This window comes from Halomonas sp. B23F22_10 (genome assembly GCF_043496975.1).
Lineage (GTDB): Bacteria > Pseudomonadota > Gammaproteobacteria > Pseudomonadales > Halomonadaceae > Halomonas > Halomonas smyrnensis.
Window position 1 is genome coordinate 263,658 of sequence record NZ_JBIEKF010000004.1, and the last position, 20,585, is coordinate 284,242.

The 20,585-nt window shown below is 69.0% G+C and carries 15 protein-coding genes and 1 tRNA gene; 9 read left to right on the forward strand and 7 right to left on the reverse strand.

Annotation, left to right across the window (positions count from 1 at the left end):
- Positions 1–9: 9 nt before the first annotated feature.
- The 4 genes from benC to ACGTNF_RS11020 all read left to right on the forward strand — a co-directional run bounded on the left by benC (position 10) and on the right by ACGTNF_RS11020 (position 4,483).
- Positions 10–1,038: a benzoate 1,2-dioxygenase electron transfer component BenC gene (gene benC, locus ACGTNF_RS11005; RefSeq protein ID WP_394601764.1), complete on the forward strand. Its 1,029-nt coding sequence runs from the start codon at positions 10–12 to the stop codon at positions 1,036–1,038.
- Positions 1,035–1,820 carry a benzoate diol dehydrogenase BenD gene (gene benD / locus ACGTNF_RS11010; RefSeq protein ID WP_394601765.1) on the forward strand — a complete coding sequence of 262 codons (786 nt, stop codon included), beginning with the start codon at positions 1,035–1,037 and terminating at the stop codon, positions 1,818–1,820. The genes benC and benD overlap by 4 nt, the downstream gene beginning before the upstream one ends.
- A gap of 88 nt (positions 1,821–1,908) precedes the next feature.
- Positions 1,909–3,150, forward strand: coding sequence for a benzoate/H(+) symporter BenE family transporter (locus ACGTNF_RS11015; protein ID WP_394601766.1), 1,242 nt, complete (start codon positions 1,909–1,911; stop codon positions 3,148–3,150).
- A 127-nt stretch (positions 3,151–3,277) separates the two neighbouring features.
- Positions 3,278–4,483: a benzoate/H(+) symporter BenE family transporter gene (locus ACGTNF_RS11020; RefSeq protein WP_394601767.1), complete on the forward strand. Its 1,206-nt coding sequence runs from the start codon at positions 3,278–3,280 to the stop codon at positions 4,481–4,483.
- 55 nt (positions 4,484–4,538) lie between these two features.
- Here the strand turns inward: ACGTNF_RS11020 and ACGTNF_RS11025 are convergent, their stop codons facing one another.
- Positions 4,539–5,447: a LysR family transcriptional regulator gene (locus ACGTNF_RS11025; protein WP_394601768.1), complete on the reverse strand. Its 909-nt coding sequence runs from the start codon at positions 5,445–5,447 to the stop codon at positions 4,539–4,541.
- 224 nt (positions 5,448–5,671) lie between these two features.
- Here ACGTNF_RS11025 and salA point away from each other — a divergent pair, with 224 nt between their 5' ends.
- The 3 genes from salA to ACGTNF_RS11040 all read left to right on the forward strand — a co-directional run bounded on the left by salA (position 5,672) and on the right by ACGTNF_RS11040 (position 7,699).
- On the forward strand, positions 5,672–7,003 hold the full coding sequence (gene salA, locus ACGTNF_RS11030) for a salicylate 1-monooxygenase (protein WP_394601769.1): 1,332 nt from the start codon (positions 5,672–5,674) through the stop codon (positions 7,001–7,003).
- Positions 7,004–7,148: 145 nt separating this feature from the next.
- Positions 7,149–7,277, forward strand: a complete 129-nt coding sequence (locus ACGTNF_RS11035) for a hypothetical protein (RefSeq protein ID WP_394601770.1) — start codon at positions 7,149–7,151, stop codon at positions 7,275–7,277.
- Between the two features lie 346 nt (positions 7,278–7,623).
- Positions 7,624–7,699, forward strand: a tRNA-Thr gene (locus ACGTNF_RS11040).
- 113 nt (positions 7,700–7,812) lie between these two features.
- Here ACGTNF_RS11040 and ACGTNF_RS11045 read toward each other — a convergent pair.
- A complete protein-coding gene (locus ACGTNF_RS11045; protein WP_394601771.1) occupies positions 7,813–8,466 on the reverse strand; it encodes a DUF7840 domain-containing protein in 654 nt (217 codons plus the stop codon).
- 145 nt (positions 8,467–8,611) lie between these two features.
- Positions 8,612–9,421, reverse strand: a complete 810-nt coding sequence (locus ACGTNF_RS11050; RefSeq protein WP_394601772.1) for an acyl-CoA thioesterase — start codon at positions 9,419–9,421, stop codon at positions 8,612–8,614.
- 90 nt (positions 9,422–9,511) lie between these two features.
- On the opposite strand from ACGTNF_RS11050, the gene tadA reads away from it, so the two are divergent.
- Positions 9,512–9,985 carry a tRNA adenosine(34) deaminase TadA gene (gene tadA, locus ACGTNF_RS11055; RefSeq protein ID WP_016853599.1) on the forward strand — a complete coding sequence of 158 codons (474 nt, stop codon included), beginning with the start codon at positions 9,512–9,514 and terminating at the stop codon, positions 9,983–9,985.
- Between the two features lie 45 nt (positions 9,986–10,030).
- Here the strand turns inward: tadA and mltF are convergent, their stop codons facing one another.
- Positions 10,031–11,494, reverse strand: a complete 1,464-nt coding sequence (gene mltF / locus ACGTNF_RS11060) for a membrane-bound lytic murein transglycosylase MltF (RefSeq protein WP_394601773.1) — start codon at positions 11,492–11,494, stop codon at positions 10,031–10,033.
- A gap of 165 nt (positions 11,495–11,659) precedes the next feature.
- On the opposite strand from mltF, the gene purL reads away from it, so the two are divergent.
- Positions 11,660–15,583, forward strand: a complete 3,924-nt coding sequence (gene purL / locus ACGTNF_RS11065) for a phosphoribosylformylglycinamidine synthase (RefSeq protein WP_394601774.1) — start codon at positions 11,660–11,662, stop codon at positions 15,581–15,583.
- A 70-nt stretch (positions 15,584–15,653) separates the two neighbouring features.
- On the opposite strand, the gene ACGTNF_RS11070 is transcribed toward purL, so the two are convergent.
- From ACGTNF_RS11070 to bcsZ, 3 genes are all read right to left on the reverse strand, one after another.
- Complete coding sequence (locus tag ACGTNF_RS11070) at positions 15,654–15,866, reverse strand: hypothetical protein (protein WP_394601775.1); 213 nt, start codon at positions 15,864–15,866, stop codon at positions 15,654–15,656.
- 118 nt (positions 15,867–15,984) lie between these two features.
- A complete protein-coding gene (bcsC, locus tag ACGTNF_RS11075; protein ID WP_394601776.1) occupies positions 15,985–19,485 on the reverse strand; it encodes a cellulose synthase complex outer membrane protein BcsC in 3,501 nt (1,166 codons plus the stop codon).
- A complete protein-coding gene (gene bcsZ, locus ACGTNF_RS11080; protein ID WP_394601778.1) occupies positions 19,482–20,585 on the reverse strand; it encodes a cellulose synthase complex periplasmic endoglucanase BcsZ in 1,104 nt (367 codons plus the stop codon). Before bcsZ ends, bcsC begins: the two co-directional genes overlap by 4 nt.

Sequence of the window (20,585 nt, forward strand, 5' to 3'; positions counted from 1 at the left end):
AGAACGACCATGAGTTATACCATCGCGCTCAACTTCGAAGACGGGGTCACCCGCTTCATCGGCTGCAAGGAAGGCGAGACCGTGCTCGACGCCGCCTACCGGCAGAAGGTCAACCTGCCCATGGACTGCTCCGACGGCGTCTGCGGCACCTGCAAGGGCCACTGCGAGCAGGGCACCTTCGACCTGGGCGACGAGTACCTGGACGAGGCGCTGTCCGACGAGGAGGCCGCCGAGGGCCAGGTGCTGACCTGCCAGATGGTGCCGTCGACCGACTGCGTCATCCAGGTGCCGGTGGCCTCGACCCTGTGCAAGACCGCGGTCGGCAGGCTCGAGGGCACCGTGGCCGAGGTCGAGCAGCTCTCCGAGGACAGCATCGAGCTGGCCATCGACCTGGATGACGGCGCCGAGCTGGCCTTCCTGCCCGGCCAGTACCTCCATATCGGCGTGCCGGGCACCGACGCGCATCGCTCCTACTCCTTCAGCTCCAGGCCGGGCGAGACGCGGACCACCTTCCTGATCCGCAACGTGCCAGGCGGGCTGATGAGCGGCTATCTCACCGATCAGTGCAAGCCGGGCGAACGCCTCGAGCTGACCGGGCCGATGGGCAGCTTCTACCTGCGCGAGATCACCCGCCCGGTGCTGATGCTGGCCGGCGGCACCGGCCTGGCGCCGTTCCTCTCCATGCTCGAGCAGCTGGTGGAGAAGGGATGCGACCAGCCGATCCATCTGATCTACGGCGTCAACAAGGACGACCATCTGGTCAAGACCGATGCCCTGGACGCGATCCGGCAGCGGCTGCCGAGCTTCACCTACGCCACCGTGGTGGTGGACGAGGCCAGCGAGCATCCGCGCAAGGGCTACGTCACCCATCACATGGAGGCCGAGGTGCTGCACGACGGCGACGTCGACGTCTACCTGTGCGGGCCGCCGCCGATGGTCGACGCCGTGCTCAAGCACTTCGACGAGCAGGGCATCGCGCCGCAGAGCTTCCACTACGAGAAGTTCACGCCCAACCAGGCGCCCGGGGAGGCCGCATGAGCCGAGCACGCTTCCAGGGCCGGGTGATGGTGATCACCGGCGCCGCCCAGGGCATCGGTCGGCGTGTCGCCGAGCAGGCGGCCGCCGAGGGCGCCCGGCTGGCGCTGGTCGATCGCGCCGAGATCGTCCGTGACGTGGCCGCCGAGCTGACCGAACAGAGCGTCGATGCCATCGCTCTGCTGGCCGACCTGGAGACCTTCGAGGGAGCCGAAGGTGCCATGCGCGAGGCCCTGGCGCACTTCGGCCGCATCGACATCCTGATCAACAACGTGGGCGGGGCGATCAACTTCAAGCCGTTCACCGAGTTCAGCGCCGACGAAATCTCGGCCGAGATCACCCGCTCGCTGATGCCGACGCTGTGGTGCTGTCGGGCGGTGCTGCCGGCCATGGTGGAGCAGGGCGGCGGCGTGATCGTCAACGTCTCCTCGGCGGCGACCCGCGGCATTCATCGCATTCCGTACTCGGCGGCCAAGGGTGGGGTCAACGCCATGACCGCGTCGCTGGCCTTCGAGTACGCCGAGCACGGCATCCGCGTGGTGGCCACGGCGCCCGGCGGCACCGAGGCGCCGCCGCGACGCATCTCGCGCGGCACCCCGGAACCGCGCAACGAGACCGAGCAGGCCTGGTTCCAGGCCCATATCGACCAGACCCGGCAGAGCTGCCTGTTCGGCCGCTACGGCACCCTGGACGAGATGGCCGCGCCGATCCTGTTCATGGCCTCCGATGAAGCGAGCTACATCACCGGCAGTGTGTTGCCGGTGGCCGGGGGAGACCTCGGGTAGCGCCAAACGCCAGCCAAAGCCGCCCCGCCAGGGGCGGCCTCCGACGGCCAGCCCCTGATACCAATGACAACAATCTTCGGAGCACAGCATGAAACATCTCGAGAAAGGCGTCAGCCTGCGGCATGCGCCGGCTGACTTCATCCGCGACCTCAACGTCGACAACGTCAGCGCGGGGATCGTGGCAGGGCTCTTCGGCATCAGCGCCAGCGTGATCCACGTCGGCGCCGGCACCGCCGCCGGGCTCGACCCGCAGTTCATCATGCTCTGGGTCATCGCCTACCTGCTGATCAACGGCCTGTTCGGCCTGATCATGCCCGCCTACTATCGGCTGCCGCTGCCGATGGCCAACTCCATTCCCGGCGCGCTACTGTTTGCCGCCATCATCCCGGTGGTCGGGGTGGAAGCGGCCCTCGGCGCCTCGCTGATCGCCGGGGCCATCGCGCTGGTGGCCGGGCTTGCCGGGGTGATGGGCATCGTCATGAAGCTGATTCCCATGCCGATCGTGATGGGCATGGTCGGCGGCGTGCTGCTCAAGTTCGGCCTCAACATGGTCGCACCGCTCGAGCACGCCATCGTGCCGGCGGCGATCATGATCCTGGCCTTCTTCCTGTCGGCGCGCTTCCTGCGCCGGGTGCCGCCGCTGATCGTGGCCATGCTGGCCGGCATCGCCTACATGGCCTACGCCGGCATCGACTTCTCCGGCGTCGAGTTCTCGGTGACCTTCCCCGAGTTCATCGTGCCGACCTTCACCCTGGAGGCCTTCCTGGCCTACGGCCTGCCGCTGGCGCTGATCCTGGTCGGCATGGAAACGCCGGCCGGCGTGGGGCTGGTCAAGGGCATGGGCTACAAGGAAGTGCCGGCCAACGCCATCACCGCGGTGGGCGGCTTCGCGACCATGATCTCGTCCTTCTTCAACCTGCACAGCACCTGCATCGCGGCGCCGATGACCGGCATCTGCTCCTCGCCGGAGGCCGGCAAGCTGGACAAGCGCTGGGTGGCGGCGGTGATCGCCGGGGCCATCTTCGTGGTGGGCGCGCCGTTCTACGGCTACGTGATCAGCCTGATCGAGGCGATGCCGTCCTACTTCGTCGCCATCGTCGCCGGCCTGGCGCTGCTCAAGGTGATCACCTCGGCGATGTACATGACCTTCGCCGGTGGCAAGCACGAGATGGGCGGGCTGTTCGCCTTCCTGATCGCCGCCTCGGGGCTGCAGATCCTCGGCATCGGCGCCTCCTTCTGGGCCCTGGTGCTGGGCGTGTTCATCTCGCTGGTGTTCGAGACCAAGGACTTCGAGTTCATTCGCCGGGCCGCCCACGAGCCCGGCGCCTGACACCGGGCCCGCTTCGCGATACCGTCTTCTCCGTTGGCCCGTGGCTGCCTGGCAGCGCACGGGCCTTTTTTCTCTCGCGGTGGCGCCGGCTCGGCGTCTCCGCCCGGTTCATGCCAAGGAACTCGCCATGCGACGCTTCAAGGACTGGTCGATTCCCGCCGTCACCGCCGGCTTCGTGGCGGTACTGATCTCCTATGCCGGCCCGCTGGCCATCTTCTTCCAGGCCGCCCAGAGCGCCGATATCTCCCCGGCCATGATGACCTCCTGGGTGTGGGCGATCTCGATCGGCGCCGCCGTCTCCGGCATCGGCCTCAGCCTGTGGCTCAAGGTGCCGGTGGTGACCGCCTGGTCGGCGCCGGGCACGGCGCTGCTGGTGACGCTGTTTCCGGAGCTCTCGCTCAACGAGGCGGTGGGGGCCTATCTCACCGCGGCGGCGGTGATCTTCGTGATCGGCGTGAGCGGCTCCTTCGATCGCATCATCCAGCTGATTCCGCCCGGCATCGCCAGCGCCATGATGGCCGGCATCCTGTTCCAGTTCGGGGTCGGCGTGTTCGAGTCGCTGGCCACGGTGCCGGCGCTGATGATCGGCATGCTGCTGGCCTATCTGGTGTTCAAGCGCCTGACGCCGCGCTATTGCCTGGTGTGGCTGCTGATCGTCGGCATCGGCCTGGCCGTGGCCCTGGAGGGCGCGAGCCTGGACGGCGTCAGCGTGCAGCTGGCCTCGCCGACCTTCATCGCGCCCGAGTGGACCTGGCAGGGCACCCTCGGCCTGGCCATCCCGCTGGTGCTGGTCAGCCTGACCGGGCAGTTCCTGCCGGGCATGGCGATCCTGCGTACCTCCGGTTACAACACGCCGGCCAGGCCGATCGTCACCGTGGCCAGCCTGACGTCGCTTGCCACCGCCTGCTTCGGCGGCATCACCACGGTGATCGCGGCGATCACCGCGGCGATCTGCACCGGCGAGGAGGCGCACCCGGACCGCGACAAGCGCTACGTGGCGGGGATCGCCAACGGCCTGTTCTACCTGATCGGCGGCACCTTCGCCGGCACCATCGTGCTGCTGTTCACCTCGCTGCCCGGGGAGTTCGTGGCGGTGCTGGCCGGGTTGGCGCTGATCGGCGCCATCGCCAGCAACGTCAGCGCCTTCGCCGCGCGCAAGGAGCATCTCGAGGCCTCGGTGATCACCTTCCTGGCCACGGCCTCCGGCGTCAGCTTCCTGGGTCTCGGCTCGGCCTTCTGGGGCGTGGTGATCGGCGCCATCGCTTACAATGTCCTGCATCGCCGCTTCGCGCGGCGCGAGGAAACGGAGCAGGCGTCCGACAGCGCGAACTGAGCGTGAACCGAGCGGAGAGGGCGGCCGGCGGTCGGATCGCCGGGCCGCCGGGCCGTCAGTCCTCCGCGAACATCTCGTGGATCAGGCGGCGCAGCCAGCGATTGCCGGCATCGCGGTGGAAGCGGCGGTGCCAGAACAGGTTGATCGGCACTTCGGGCAGCGACAGCGGATGCGGCATGGCGCGCAGGCCGAAGCGAGCGGCGGTGGCCTCGGCCAGCTTGTCGGTCACGGTCACCACCAGGTCGGTGTCGCTGACGATGTAGGGCATGGCGACGAAGTGCGGCAGCCGCAGCCGCACCGGGCGGGTGATGCCGCCCTTGACCAGCCACTCCTCGACCCGGCCGTGTCCGGTGCCTCTGGCTTCCACCACCAGGTGCCGGGCCGAGACGAAGTCGTCCCGCGAGAAGTCGCCTGCGGCGAGGGGATGATCCTCGCGCATCAGGCAGACGTAGCGCTGCACGAACAGCCGCTGCTGATAGAAGCCGGCGCCCAGCTGCGGAATCAGCCCCACCGCCAGGTCGACCCGACCTTCCTCCATGTCCTGCTTCATGTCGTGAAGATCGCTGCGTACGCTTTCGAGCGAGACGCCCGGGGCCAGCTCGGCCAGCCGCGACATCAGCCGGGGCAGGAAGTAGATCTCGCCGATGTCACTCATGGCGATGTGAAAGGTGCGCTGGCTGGTGGTCGGGTCGAAGTCGTGGGTGAGGGTGAGCGCCTCCTGCAGGTGGGCCAGGCCCTGTTCGACCGGCTCGTGGAGCTGCGTGGCGTAGGGCGTCGGCATCAGGCCACGGGAGGTACGCTCGAAGAGCTCGTCGTCGAGCAGCGTGCGAAGGCGCTTCAGGGCATGGCTGACCGCGGGCTGGGTCAGGCCGAGATGCTCGGCGACACGCTGGGTGTTGCGGTGCCGATAGAGCAGGTCGAATACCACCAGCAGGTTGGTATCGATCTGTGAGAGCTTGCGCATATGGGCCGTGTCCGGGGATGTCGTGTCCCGTGGAGAAAGCCACGGATGGCGGCATTTTGCGACCTAGACAAAGGTCCCGTGTCGGTTCGCCATGCGGGCGTTAACTTCTTGTTAAAAAAGAATATTAGTGGCGTTTATGTCCACCATGAAGCGCGCTTCGTGGTGACTTGCAGTGTGGCGGCCTAGCGTGAGGCGACATCCCTCGTCCCTGACAGGAAGCGACCATGACAACAATGAACATCACCCCGCGTTCCCCGGCATCGCGCCTTCGCATCGGCATCGTCGGCGGCGGCATCGGGGGCGTTGCCCTCGCCGTTGCCCTCGCTCGGCATCCCGACCTAGAGGTGCATCTGTTCGAGGCTGCCGAGCGCTTCTCGGAGATCGGCGCCGGGGTCTCGTTCGGGCCCAATGCGGTGCGGGCGATCTCGCTGCTCGGCCTGGAAGACGCCTATCGGCACATCGCCGATGCCTCGCCGGCGCCCTTCGAGGACGTCTGGTTCGAGTGGCGTCGCGGGCGCGACGACGCCTACCTGACCGCCTCGCTGGCGCCCGGTGTCGGCCAGTCCTCGGTCCATCGTGCCGACTTCCTGGATGCCATCGTCGCCCATCTGCCCGAGGGTATCGCCCACTTCGGCAAGCGCTGTCAGGAGGTGACGCAGGACGCCGAGGGCGTCAGCGTGCGCTTCGAGGACGGCAGCACCTTTCTGGGCGATATCCTGATCGGCTACGACGGCATCAAGTCGTCGGTGCGCGAGCACGTGCTGCCGGTCGAGGAATTTGGTGCCTTCGCGCCGCGCTGGAGCGGCACCCAGGCCTATCGCGGGCTGGTGCCCGTCGAGCGACTGCGCCAGGTGATGCGCGAGGCCGGCGTTGACGAGCGGCTAGCCGTGGTGCCGCAGATGTATCTGGGCGAGGACCGCCATCTCCTGACCTTTCCGGTGAAGCAGGCGACGCTGATCAACGTGGTGGCCTTCGTCACCGACCGCTCCTCGCCTGAGCCGCGGCTGCCCGAGGGCGCGCCCTGGGTGGCGGAGGTCGACCGCCAGGCGATGCTCGGCGACTTCCCTGGCTGGGGCGCCGCTTCCAGGGCGATCCTCGGCTGCATCGATCAGCCGACCCGCTGGGCGCTGCACGAGCTACCCGAACTGCCGCGATATGTCCGCGGCCGAGTGCTGATCGCCGGCGATGCCGCCCACGCCATGCTGCCGCATCAGGGTGCCGGCGCCGGCCAGGCGCTGGAGGATGCCTACGTGCTGGCCAGCCTGCTGGGCGACCCGGAGTGCCGTCGCGGCAACGTCACCGCGGTGCTGGCGGCCTTCGAGGCGGTGCGGCATGCGCGTACCTGCCGCGTGCAGGCCACGTCACGCGAGGCGGGCGACCTCTACGAGTACGCCGGCCCCGGCATCGGTGCCGACGAGCCGAGCCTGGTCGCGGAACTGGAGCGGCGCTTCGGCTGGCTCTGGCATCACGATCCGCGCGACGACGCGGCGGAGGCGCGGCGTCGTATGGGCTGGTCTGCGGCGATGGCCGATGAGGCGGCGGTGCCATCGGCCTGACCATCGGGCATTAAGGGGGCAGAGAGGGATGGCAGGAGAGGAGTGGTAGATGAGAGGCGTCGAGGGAGGTGCAGTGGCGGATTAGACCAAAGTCGTTAGACTAAGGTATAATCCATTCCACACTCACCGATGCAAGGGTCACCTCATGACGACTGCCACTGCCCGTCCTTCCCTGGCCAAGCGCTTCGGCAAGCGTGCCTACCGCGTACTGGAAGTGATGACCGAGAACGCCTATCGCAACTTCCAAAGCCGCATGGCCTACGCCTACATCTAAGGCGCACGGCCCGACCGGCACCTGATCCTGGCGGTCCGCGACCTCGCGGACGCCGCGTGCCGGCCACCTCTTCTTTTTCTGCTTTCCTTCTCCCGCATTTCGCCGAACGTCTCTCCCGGCGACAGGGACTCCCCCGGACGCGGTGCCCCGCTCAAGCCTCTCCCATCCTGGCCGATAACCTTCCGACGCGTTAGGGAAGGGCGATTCGTGCCGTGAGGGATGCCAGTCAGATGAACGATCGTGAAACCCGGAGTGGCCGTCGACGCGGCGCACGCCTGCTGGCCTGCCTGTCGGGCGCTGAGGCCTCTTGGCAGCGCGGCGTGCCGGGCCGTATGATGCTCGGCACGCCGGCGTAGCTCAGCTGGTAGAGCAACGCACTCGTAATGCGTAGGTCGGTGGTTCGAGTCCACTCGCCGGCACCAGAAAAACCATGAAAAACGGCCGCTTGCGACGATTCGCAGTGGCCGTTTATCGTGATGGAGTCAGCTGTAGCCTGCTGCGGGGCGCTGGCGAATGGCTAGGGCGGTAAATGCCATCAGAAATACCACGAAACTCCCAGCCCCAACTCTTGGGCATTGTCGTCACCTTCCCACCTCGCTCTCAGATCCAGCTGCTGCCCCACCGCCATGCGGTGCTCGAGAAGCCATTGTGTGCGTCGACTTTCTTCTCCTTTCAGGCCATCGGCATGGGTGATTTGCAGCAGGCTGCGTTGCCCGGGTTCCCAGTCATAAAGCAAGCCCAGCTGAAGCATGGGGGCTGCCGGTCCTTCCTGATGGCGCTCACTGCGGAGCTGGCCTCCTGTCATGATGAAGGGAAGAGACCGGTGGCCGAGACGGAAAGACTTTCCGGCCAGAAACGTGGCGTGCCCGTCTAGGCAGTGGCTGCAATCCAGTCGAGAGGACGCAAAACCGCTGGATGCATGCCAGGCCATATCCGGCAGGGAAGGCAGGGGAATCCGACGGGCCAGCAGATTGGTGACGTTGAAAAGTTCGAGTTCGTGTAGCTTGGATGTTCCTGAGGCGAGATCGATTTCGGTGCGGCCGATCTCCAGCGCTGCATGAGGCATGCGGCTAGAGTTGCTGTCGAGCAGGTCGTACTGAAGCGGGCGCAGGATGAAGCGGGTCCTGGCTTGTTGGTCGTCACTGTAGATGCCTTCGAGGCTCGAATGATCGCTTAGACCGGTGTCCACCAGTGCTGGGTAAGATCATATGATGGCCTGAAAAAGCGGACAGACACCCTGAGTATGATATGGACCCCGTGAAGGAGGAACCCGGCTTCGGGGATGCATAGAACATTCTCGAGCTAGAGCGCTGAAGCCGAGATGGTCGATGTCTTCACTCATCCAGCCGGGTCAGGCCTTCCTGAGTGCTGGAGGCGACCAGGCGGCCCTGGCGGTCGTAGATGCTGCCGCGAGTGAAGGCGCGGGCGCCGCCGGCCCAGGGGCTGTCCATGTCGTAGAGCAGCCAGTCGTTGACCCTGACGTCGTGATGGAACCACAGCGAGTGGTCGAGGCTGGCGATGCGCAGGTCGGGGTCGCCGAAGCGCTTGCCGTGGGGCACCAGCGCGGTGGTCAGCAGGTGGAAGTCCGAGCTGTAGGCGAGCAGGTAGCGGTGCAGTGCCGGATCGTCCGGCAGCTCGCCGGCGAGGCGGAACCACAGTCGCTTGCGCGCCGGGCGACCGGGAACGGCGTCCTCCTCGACGTGGCAGAACTCGATGGGATGGCCGGGAAAGCGCTCGTGCAGGTTGGCCCGGTCGAGCGTTTCCGGAGAGGGCACCTCGGGCATCGTCGGCTGGTGGTCGAGGCCGTGATCCTGGCCGTGGAAGGAGGCGCTGCAGAAGAAGATCGGCCGGCCCTTCTGGATGGCGGTGATACGGCGGGTGGTGAAGCTGCGGCCGTCGCGCACCGCGTCGACCTGATAGACCACCGGGCGGCTGGCGTCGCCGGGGCGCAGGAAATAGCCGTGCAGCGAGTGCACCCGCCGGCTGTCATCCACCGTGTGGGTGGCGGCGGAGAGCGCCTGGCCGAGGACCTGGCCGCCGAACAGCTGGGGCAGGCCCAGGTCCTGGCTGCGGCCGCGGAACAGGTTTTCTTCCAGGGGCTCGAGGCGCAGCAGGTCGACCAGATCGTTCAGGGTGTCGCTCATTCCGGGTATCCTCCATGGGCCACGGCATCCGCACATGCCGGGCAGTCATACGAATGTTTCATTGTCAGTAGTCTACGGGAGTCGGCGGCCATGCGCAGTGACGAGTTCTACATGCATCGCGCCCTCGAGCAGGCGCGGCTGGCCGGGGAGGCCGGCGAGGTGCCGGTGGGCGCGGTGGTGGTGGACGCCGAAGGCGAGATCGTGGGCCGTGGCTACAACGCGCCGGTGGCCGGCCACGATCCCAGCGCCCACGCCGAGATCCGCGCCCTGCGCGATGCCGGGGCGCGCCTCGGCAACTACCGTCTCGACGGCTGCACCCTGTTCGTGACCCTGGAACCCTGCCTGATGTGTACCGGGGCGATCATCCACGCGCGGCTGGCGCGGGTGGTCTACGGCGCCGCCGAACCGCGCACCGGCATGGTCGAATCGAAGGCCAACCTGTTCGCCCAGCCCTGGTACAACCACCGGGTGGCGGTGGAGGGCGGCGTGCTGGCCGCCCGGGTCTCGAAGCTGCTGAAGGCCTTCTTCGCCGAGCGTCGCTCGGCCGCCTCCGACGATCGCTGAGCCCGCGGGGCGTCAGCTCGACGGGGCGTGTTTCATGAACGGCCCTCAGCCGCTCGGCGGCACGCGGTTAAAGCGGGTGTCGTCCGCGGGCAGGGGCTGGCGGGCGCTGAGGCGATGGAACTGCTGCCGGCTACGGTCCACATAGGCGAGGATCTCGTGGTAGCGGCGAATGTTGCGAACGTAGATGACCGGCTCGCCGCCCCTGGCATAGCCGTAGCGGGTCTTGCTGAACCATTCGCGTTCCTGCAGCAGGGGCAGGGCATCGCGCACGTCTTCCCAGGCATCGGGGTCGCCGCCGCGCATCTCGGCGATGCGACGGGCGTCGTAGAGGTGGCCCAGGCCCACGTTGTAGGCGGCCAGGGCCATGAACAAGCGGTCCTCCCCGGTGATCGACTCGGGCAGCCGATCCTTTAGCGAGCGCAGGTAGCGCGCGCCGCCGTCGATGCTCTGAGCCGGGTCGAGCCGGTTCGACACGTTCATCTCGGCGGCGGTGGCGTTGGTCAGCATCATCAGGCCGCGCACCCCGGTGGGGGAGGTGGCCTGAGGGCGCCAGTGGGATTCCTGGTAGCCCACCGCGGCCAGCAGCTTCCAGTCGAAGCCGCTTTGCCGGGCGGCCTCGCGGAACAGCGTGTCGTACTCGGGCAGCCGTTCGTGGACATGGCCGATGAAGGTCCGTGCGCCGACGTACTCCAGATAGTCGTCGCGGCCCAGGTAGCGGGTCTCGAGGCGGGCCAGCAGGCCGCTGTCCTGCAGCGTCGCGAGGAAACGGTTGGCCTCGCGCAGCAGGCCTAGCCCGCGCTCGCTGGGGAAGGCCCAGGCCAGCGACAGCGGGCGCCCCAGCCGGAATCCGTCCTCCACCTCGGGGAAGAACAGCCGATTGAGACGGAACTGGCGCTCGAAGACCACGGCGGCGTCCAGGGTGCCGTCGCTCACCCGGCCGAGCAGCGCCGAGACCTCGATATCATCGGCCTCCTGCCAGCTCAGCCAGGGGTGCTCGGCCTGCAGTTCGTGCATCACCCGATCGGTGCCGGTATTGCTCAGGGTGCCGATCGAAAGCCCCTCGAGGTCGGCGATCTCGGCGGGCGGCGGCAGGCCGCGCCGATACACCAGCAGCGGCTGCAGCGGCATGATCGGTCGGCTGTACATCAGCCCGTCGCGGGTCGGATCCAGCGGCAGGGCGGCGGCGCCGAGATCGCCCTCGCGGCGCACCGCCTCGAGCGCCTCGGCGATGTTGTGATCGGCGTCCAGGTTGAGGCTGACGCCCAGATAGTCGGCGAAGCGGCGCATCAGCTCGTATTCGAAGCCGGTCGGCCCCTGACGGCCCTCGTAGTAGGTCGTGGGGGTGTTGCGGGTCTGGATGTTGAGGAAGTCACGCGCCCGCACGTCCTCGAGCTGAGCCTCGGAGGCGCGGTGGGGACGATCGGTGATCAGGCCGAGCCCCAGCAGCGCGCACAGGGTCGCGTAGTGGCGCCGCCGCCGGCGCAGATGGTCGAGCAAGGATGCCAGCATAGTGATGTCGGGATGCGATGGGTGATGTCACCTTACCCAGCGCCTCGGAAGCTGTCATCCACGCCGATTTCTCGCCGCCCGCGCTTTCCAGTATCATGTGCGCTCATTGCCGCCGGCCGCGGCCCCGTCTTTACTGCATTCTGCTTGTTTCAGAGGCCCCAGGATATGCTCGAACTGCGTGGCGCGCCCGCCCTCTCCGCCTTCCGTCATGCCAAGCTGCTCGAAGCGCTGCACGCCGTGGCTCCACAGGTCGAGGCGCTCGGCGCCGACTACGTGCACTTCGTCGACCACGACGGCGAGCTGGAGGGCGACGACCGCCGCCTGCTCGAGCGCCTGCTCGACTACGGCCCGGCCCACGATAGCGGCGCCCTTGGCGAGGGGCGCCTGTTCCTGGTGGTACCCCGCATCGGCACCCAGTCGCCCTGGTCCTCGAAGGCCACCGACATCGCCCGCAACTGCGGCCTGAGCCAGATCCGTCGCCTCGAGCGCGGCATCGCCTACCGGGTGCGCTTCGCCGGCGAGCTCTCCGAGGAGGCCTATGAGGCGGTGCTCGCGGCGCTCCACGACCGCATGACCGAGACGGTGCTGTTCGACGCCTCCGATGCCGCCAGGCTGTTCGCTCACCACGAGCCGGCGCCGCTCGGTCAGGTGGACCTCCTCGGCGGCGGCCGCCCGGCGCTGGAGGAGGCCAACGTCGAACTGGGCCTGGCGCTGGCCGAGGACGAGATCGACTACCTGTGCGAGGCCTTCGAGGGCCTGGGCCGCAACCCGGCCGACGTCGAGCTGATGATGTTCGCCCAGGCCAACTCCGAGCACTGCCGCCACAAGATCTTCAACGCCGACTGGGTGGTGGACGGCGAGGCGCAGCCGCGCTCGCTGTTTAAGATGATCAAGAACACCTTTGAAGCCTCGCCGGACGACATCCTCTCGGCCTACAGCGACAACGCCGCGGTGATCCGCGGCAGCCGGGCCGGCCGCTTCTTCGCCGCGCCGCTGACCGGCGACGCCGCCGAGCGCGCCGTTTACGCCGCCCATCAGGAGCCGGTCAACATCCTGATGAAGGTGGAGACCCACAACCACCCGACGGCCATCGCGCCGCACCCGGGCGCGGCCACCGGCGCCGGCGGCGAGATCCGCGACGAGGGCGCCACCGGCATCGGCGGCAAGCCCAAGGCGGGCCTGACCGGCTTCACCGTCTCCAACCTGCGCATCCCCGAGTTCGTGCAGCCCTGGGAGGCCTTCGATTACGGCAAGCCCGAGCGCATCGTCAACGCCCTCGAGATCATGCTCGAGGGGCCGATCGGCGGCGCCGCCTTCAACAACGAGTTCGGCCGCCCCAACCTGACCGGCTACTTCCGCAGCTACGAGCAGGACGCCATGGGCGCCAACGGCGTCGAGCGTCGCGGCTTCCACAAGCCGATCATGATCGCCGGTGGCTACGGCAACATCCGCGAGGACCACGTCCAGAAGGGCGAGATCCCGGTCGGCGGCAAGCTGATCGTGATGGGGGGGCCGTCGATGCTGATCGGCCTGGGCGGCGGCGCGGCCTCCTCCATGGCCTCCGGTTCCTCCAGCGCCGACCTGGACTTCGCCTCCGTGCAGCGTGACAACCCCGAGATCGAGCGCCGCGTGCAGGAAGTGATCGACCGCTGCTGGTCGCTGGGCGACGACAACCCGATCTGCTTCATCCATGACGTGGGCGCCGGCGGCCTGTCCAACGCCCTGCCGGAGCTGGTCAAGGACGGCGACCGCGGCGGCCGCTTCGAGCTGCGCGAGGTGCCCAACGCCGAGCCGGGCATGAGCCCGCTGGAGATCTGGTGCAACGAGGCCCAGGAGCGCTACGTGCTCGCCGTGGCCCCGGAGAACCTCGCCGCCTTCGATGCCCTGTGCCAGCGCGAGCGCTGCCCCTACGCCGTGGTCGGCGAGGCCACCGAGGCGCATCATCTGGAGGTCCGCGACGGCCACTTCGACACCAGGCCGGTCGACCTGCCGATGAGCGTGCTGTTCGGCAAGCCGCCCAAGATGACCCGCGAGTTCCGCCGCGAGAGCCGCGAGATGCCGGGCATCATGCTCGACAACCTCGACCTGCGCGAGGCCATGGACCGGGTGCTGCGCCTGCCCACCGTGGCCTCCAAGAACTTCCTGATCACCATCGGCGACCGCTCGATCACCGGCCAGGTGGCCCGCGACCAGATGGTCGGCCCGTGGCAGGTGCCGGTCGCCGACGTGGCGGTGACCACCGCCACCTTCGATACCCATGCCGGCGAAGCCATGGCCATGGGCGAGCGTCCGCCGGTGGCGCTGATCGATCCGGCGGCCAGTGCCCGCCTGGCGGTGGCCGAGACCATCACCAACCTGGCCGCCGCGCCGATCGCCAAGCTCGGCGACATCAAGCTCTCCGCCAACTGGATGAGTGCGGCCAGCCACCCGGGCGAGAACCAGGCGCTGTATGACGCCGTTCACGCCGTGGGCATGGAGCTGTGCCCGGCGCTGGGCATCGCCGTGCCGGTGGGCAAGGACTCCATGTCCATGCGCACCGCCTGGCAGGACGAGGAGGGCGAGGAGAAGAGCATCACCTCGCCGCTGACCCTGGTGAGCACCGGCTTCGCCCCGGTCACCGACGCCATGAAGACGCTGACCCCGCAGATCGACCTGACCCAGGACGAGTCCGACCTGATCCTGATCGATCTCGGCGGCGGCCAGAACCGCCTCGGCGGCTCGGCGCTGGCCCAGGTCTACGGCCAGGTCGGCGACGAGTGCCCGGACCTGGACGACCCCGAGGACCTCAAGGCGTTCTTCACCGTGATCCAGGGCCTCAACGCCGACGGCAAGCTCTTGGCCTACCACGACCGCAGCGATGGCGGCCTGCTGGTGACCCTGCTGGAGATGGCCTTCGCCGCCCACGCCGGCCTCGAGATCAAGCTCGACTGGCTGATCGACGAGCCCGCCGATGCCTTCAACGCGCTGTTCGCCGAGGAGCTCGGCGCGGTGATCCAGGTGCCGCGCGAGCACACCGAGGAAGTGCTGGCGCAGTTCGCCGGCGCCGGCCTCGAGAGCTGCGGCGTGATCGCCCGGCCGCGCTACGACGACCAGGTCCGCGTGACCCTGTTCGAGGAGCCGCTGCTCGAGACCACTCGACTGCTGGCCCAGCGCACCTGGAGCGAGACCAGCTATCGCATGCAGGCGCTGCGCGACAACGCCGAGTGCGCCAAGAGCGAGTTCGACGGCCTGCTCGACGGCCGCGATCCGGGCCTCTCCGCCCAGCCGAGCTTCGATGTCGACGAGGACATCGCTGCGCCGTTCGTGAATACCGCCAAGCCGGCGGTGGCGGTGTTGCGCGAGCAGGGCGTCAACGGCCACTTGGAGATGGCCTGGTCGTTCGACAACGCCGGCTTCGAGGCCGTCGACGTGCACATGAGCGATATCCTCGAGGGTCGCATCGGCCTCGAGGAGTTCAAGGGCCTGGTGGCCTGCGGCGGCTTCTCCTACGGCGACGTGCTGGGCGCCGGCGGCGGCTGGGCCAAGTCGGTGCTGTTCAACGAGCGTGCCCGCGAGCAGTTCGCCGGCTTCTTCGGCCGCGACGACAGCTTCGCCCTGGGCGTGTGCAACGGCTGCCAGATGCTGTCCCAGCTCAAGGAGATGATCCCCGGCGCCGAGGCCTGGCCGCGCTTCGTGCGCAACGAGTCCGAACAGTTCGAGGCCCGCGTGGCCATGGTGCGCGTCGAGGAGAGCCCGTCGATCCTGCTCTCCGGCATGGAAGGCTCGCTGCTGCCGATCGCCGTGGCCCACGGCGAGGGCCGCGCCGAGTTCCGCGACAGCGCGCACCTGCGCGGCATGCAGGGTTCCAGCCAGGTGGCGCTGCGCTACGTGGACAACTACGGCCAGGTGACCACTCGCTATCCGGCCAACCCCAACGGCTCGCCCTCGGGCATCACCGGCCTGACCACGCCCGACGGCCGCGTCACCGCCATGATGCCGCACCCGGAGCGCGTGGTGCGCGCGGTGACCAACTCCTGGCGCCCGGCCGAGTGGACCCAGGACGGCGCCTGGATGCGCCTGTTCCGCAACGCCCGTCGCTGGCTGGGCTGATTCCCTCCGCGAGACGCAAGACGCCCGGGCCTCTGGCCCGGGCGTCTTCATTTCCAGGCGAGATACCGCGTCAGGACGGCTTGTCGTCCGACTCCTCGTGCTCCTTCAGGTGCGCCTCCACGTCGTCGAGCAGGTGGCGGAACTGGGCCTGCAGGTAGTCATAGCGGCCGAAGTCGTGGCCGCAGTCGTCGCAGTAGACGTGATACTGGTCCTGACGCCCCGGGGGCAGGCGCTTGACGCGGCTGCCGCACTTCGGGCACTCGGGGCTGGTCTTCACTTGCATGGGCGACTCTCCTGTGTCGACGAAGGCGATGGCGATATCTTCTAGATAGCATGGCAGAGCCCGGCGTGGTCAAGTCTCACGCTGCAACGACGCTTTGTGTCGATATGGGGAGGTGCGCTCAGAAGTCATCGGCATAGGGCGTCAGCGGTGTCGGCGGCGAGTCGAGATCGCCCTGCCACGGCGCGGGAGAGAAACGCAGATAGAACTGTAGGGCATTCGGCGAGTAGCCCTCCGAATGCTGGGCGTCGACGGCCAGGCCGGCCCGCCAGTGTGCGGTGAGGCGCCGCTCGAGGGTGGCCGCGGCGGAAAAGCCGATGCCTCCTCCGTGGCTGCTCGCCTCCCGGGCCGTGGCGTCGGGCAGCGAGGCCGACAAGGCATCGCCCAGTGGGTAGCGCTCGCGGGAGCCGGTTTCCGTCCAGGAGTGGGAGACGGCGGCCTCCAGCGAGTAGCTCCAGTCGGAGGTGCGGTGCCGATAGCCGACCGGCAGGCTGAGTGACAGGTAACGCCGCGGACTGTAATAGCCGCCCTGGCCGAACGAGTAGCCGCCAAGGTTCTCGCGGTAACGCATGGCCAGGGCATTGACCCCGATGCTGAGGCGCTCGTTGGGGCGGTTCACCAGCTTGTGGTAGACGCCGCCCATCAGCCGCAGGCGCTGGTTGTCCGGCACGTTCTCGCCGTCCAGATGGTGCACGCCGAGGCTCGACCAGACGCCGTTGGGGCCGCCCTGGTCGTAGCCGAGGCCGAGGTCGACGCCGGTGGCGCGAACACCACCCCAGGTCTTGCCCGTGTTGGGGTCCCGGGCGCCGGCATAGCTGAGCAGGGAGTTGGTGATCGGGCGGCGGGAGAGGTCGGCGGTGGCCCACAGCGGGCCGAGCTCGCCGTCGTACTCGATGCCGCCGACCCAGTCGGTCTCGGTGAAGCCGATCGGCGTGGTGCCGACATCGACGCGCCAGGTCTCGTCGTACCAGCCCAGGCCGATGCTGACGCCGCTGTCCTGCTGGTCGAGGTCGCGCCGGCAGCCCGTGGCGGCGCAGGTGCCGAAGACGTCGCGGTTCAGGCCGTCGGCATCGCGTTCCAGTCGCCCGGCATCCAGTGTGACCCGGTCGATCCGCAGGACGCCGCGTCCGCTCCCGAGCGGGGTGTCCACTTCGAGCATGTCGGTGGTGGTGCTGAGGGACGAGGTGCCCTCCGTGCCGCTTTCGTTCTGGACGAGGCGGTCGATGCGGACTTCCGTGCGGTCAGCCCGGTAGAGGTCGGAGGCGTCGGCACGCACGCTGGCGGCCAGCCAGCCGTCGTCGCTCCGGGTGCGCAGGGCGCGGGTGAACGCCGCATCGTCGTCCAGCATGGCCGGGTCGCTCGACTCGACGATGGCCAGCGCGCGTCGATAGCGTGTCAGGGCCGTGGTCGAGTCTCCCGCCGTGCCGGCGATGCGTGCCGCGTCGCGCCACAGCAAGGCATCGTCGCTCGCCGCGGGGGGGGCGACGAAGGCATCGGCCAGGCGCTGTGCCCGCGCCGGTTCGCCGAGCGCCGACCAGGCATTGGCCGTGCGGCGCTGTGCATTGAGATCATCCTCGGGCGGCGTGAAGGCGGCGAGGGTCCGCAGGGCAGTCTCGTCGTCCCCCCCGGCCAGCGCCGCATCCACCAGCCCGAGGCGGGCGTCGACGCTGTCGGGGGCCAGGCGCAGCGCGCGCCGATAATGATGCGCGGCGAGGGTGGGGGCGCCATCGGCCAGCGCCCAGTCGCCCAGGCGTTGCTCGAGGTCGGCATGGTTGCCCTGGGCCATGAGCAATCGCCTGGCCTGTTCGGCCTGGCCGGCCTCGCGCAGCCGCTCGGCACGGGTCAGGAGGTGGCCGAGCTCGAGGCGCCGTCGCAGGGCGCGGATATCGTCGTCGTGCTGATCCGGCGGGATGCGATCCAGGCTATCCAGCGCCGCCTGGTCGCGATCGCCGCTGGACAGGTAGAGCGCCTGGGCATAGCGCCCCTGGGCGAGCGCCTCCGGTGTCGCGAGCCGCGACAGCAGGTCCGCGAAGGCGGCATCGGCGCGCGTCGTCCGGGCCTGGCGTTGCAGTGCCTGGGCCAGGGCGTAGGTCAGCCACACATCGTCGGGTGCCAGCGTGCGGGCCTCATCGAAGCGCTGCGCCGCCGCGTCCCAGCGGCCCTCTTCGACCAGGCGCTCGCCTTCGCGTCTCAGGGTGTCGAGGCGCAATGCGGTCCGGGTCTCGGCCAGCAGGCGCTGCTGTGCCGCCGGGAGGCCGTCGATGAAGGCCAGGGCGCGTTGCGGGGATTGCGCGGCATACAGCTCGGTCAGCCGTGTCAGTGCCGTGGCCGAGCCGGGCGACCGCGCGAGGGCCTGACGGTAGGCGCGTTCGGCGTTCCCCGCTTCACCGCGTTGTCGTGCCACGTCGCCCAGCCCCAGCCAGCCCCGGGGAGCGTCGTCCTGCAGTCGGCTGGCGATGCGGTAGGCCCGCTCGGCTTGCTCGAGGGCACCCTCGGCCAGGGCGTCATCGCCCTGTCGTATCTGTTGCCAGTAACGCGCGGTGGCGATCAAAGTGGCCCACTTGTCGCCGCTGAGGCCGCTGGTGTCCAGCGCCTGGGCGCGCTCGAATCGCGCCAGGGCGGCCTCGTGGCGCCCCTGGCGCAGGCGAATGACGCCCAGCGCGCCGATCAGTTCGACGTCTTCGGGGTAGGCCTCCAGCGCGCGCAGGATGTCGCTCTCGGCGTCGGTGCCCTGTTGCTGGGTCAGCCGGGCCAGGCCGCGTTGGCGTGCCCGATAGGCGGGGTCGGCCAGCAGACTCCGCTGCTCGGCCAGGGTCCGCCGGGCCTCCTCGGCATACTCGGTCGTGTCGAAGCGTCGCAGGAAGCGTTCCCAGGCGGCCACGCTGGCCTCGCTGGCCGGCGCCTCGCGCAGCATGTCGCGCCATAGGCGGGCCGCGGCGAGGCGCGAGCCCGAGTCCTCGGAGAGGCGTGACAGGTAGCGTTCGGCCTCGGCCTGGCGGTCCTCGCCAAGCAGCAGGCGTGCCAGGGCGAAGCCGAGCTCGGGGCTCTGGGGGTAGCGCGTCTCCCAGTCTCGCAGCGCCTCGATGGCGCGTTCGCTGCCGCCGGGCAGGCGTGCGGCCAGCTGCCAGTATTCGAGCGCCAGGGGCAGGGTGGGCAGGCCATCGGCGAACAGCGTGTCGTATGCCTCCTTGGCCGCCTCGAGCCGTCCCGCGGTGGCCAGCAGGCGGGCCCGTCCAAGGGCATTGCTGGACTCGCCATCCGCCAGCGACAGGTTGAGGCGTGCCAGCCGGTAGGCGTCGCTGTCCGCTGCCAGCCGGCCCAGGCGCTCGACCAGTCGTTCGGCCTGGTCGACATCACCGCGGCGCAGGGCCTGCCGGGCCTTGGCGGCGAGGAGGCGTGGGTCGTCCGGAGCGATGGCGCTCAGCCGGTCCAGCGCCTGGGCGACGATCGCCTCGTTGTGCCGGGCTTCGCCCAGCCGTACCTGTTCGAGCAGCCAGGCGGTGGGCGAGACGCGGGTTTCATGAGGCACGTCGTCGGGCAGCGGCTGGGCGAGCAAGGGGGAGGTCATGGCGCTCAGCAGGGCACAAAGGGCGGTCGTGGACAGCAGGCGGGTATCTCTCATGGGGCATCCCAGGCCGGGTGTAGGGTGCCGTCGGCGGCGAAGCGGTAGCGCCCCTGGTCCCAGCCGACGCCAAACAGCGTCAGTACCTGGCCGTAGTACGCCTCGGCATCGACGGGGTTCCTGGCGATCCGCTGGCGCTGACGCATGGCGGCGGAGTCGTCGCCGGCGGTCGCCACCAGGAACGGCAGCAGGGCGGCGGAGAAGCTGACATTGGCATCGCCCCGGGGCTCGCCGCTTTGGGCATCGATGCGTTCCGGGGGGACGCCACGCTCGATGGTGAGGTCGCGCATGGGCAGGAAATGCGTGAGCAGCGCTTCGCGGTGGGGGGCGTCGTCGGCGAGCATGCCCAGCCACAGGTAGACGCGAATGGCATCGTAGTCGCCGGCCGAACCATGTCGGGGATCCGGCCGCCAGCCCTGGTCCGGGCGCCAGGCGGCCCAGTCCGGCGCCAACCCTCGTGGGGCGCTGTCGATGAGCAGGGTCGGTACCCGGCGTGCGATCCCCGGCCAGGGCTCGCCAAGGTCGCTCAGGCGGGCCATGAGCTGCGGCGGCATATAGCTGGGGTTAAGCCGCCACAGGGTGTCGCCCGTGAAGCCCAGGCGACCCGGCAGCAGCATCTTGCCGAAGCCGGGCAGGTCGACGACTTCCTGTTGGGCGATCCGCCCGGCCAGGCGTTGCCCCAGCACCCGGTAATCGCGGCGCTGCCACAGGCGGCCGGCCTCCAGAAGGGTATAGGCGAGCCACAGGTCAGAGTCGGCGGCGCTGTTGGCATCGATCACGCCCCAGCGGTCGTCGTCGCGCCGCCCCCAGAGCCAGGCGGGCAGCGTCGTGCCCATGTCGCCCTTGGCCAGATGCTCCTGCGTCCAGTCGAGTATCCGCTGGAAGGTGTCGCGGTCGTCGGCGACCAGGGCGAAGAACAGGGCGTAGCTCTGCCCCTCCGAGGTGGTGATCCGACGCGGGTCGGAGGGGTCGATGACGCGGCCGCTGTCGTCGATCAGGTTGTCCTTGAATCGCGCCCAGGCGGGCCAGTCGTGGTCGGCCGCCTGCAGCGGAAGGGCCACGACCTGCAGGGCCAGGGCCAGTAGCACGGCGCGCAGCAT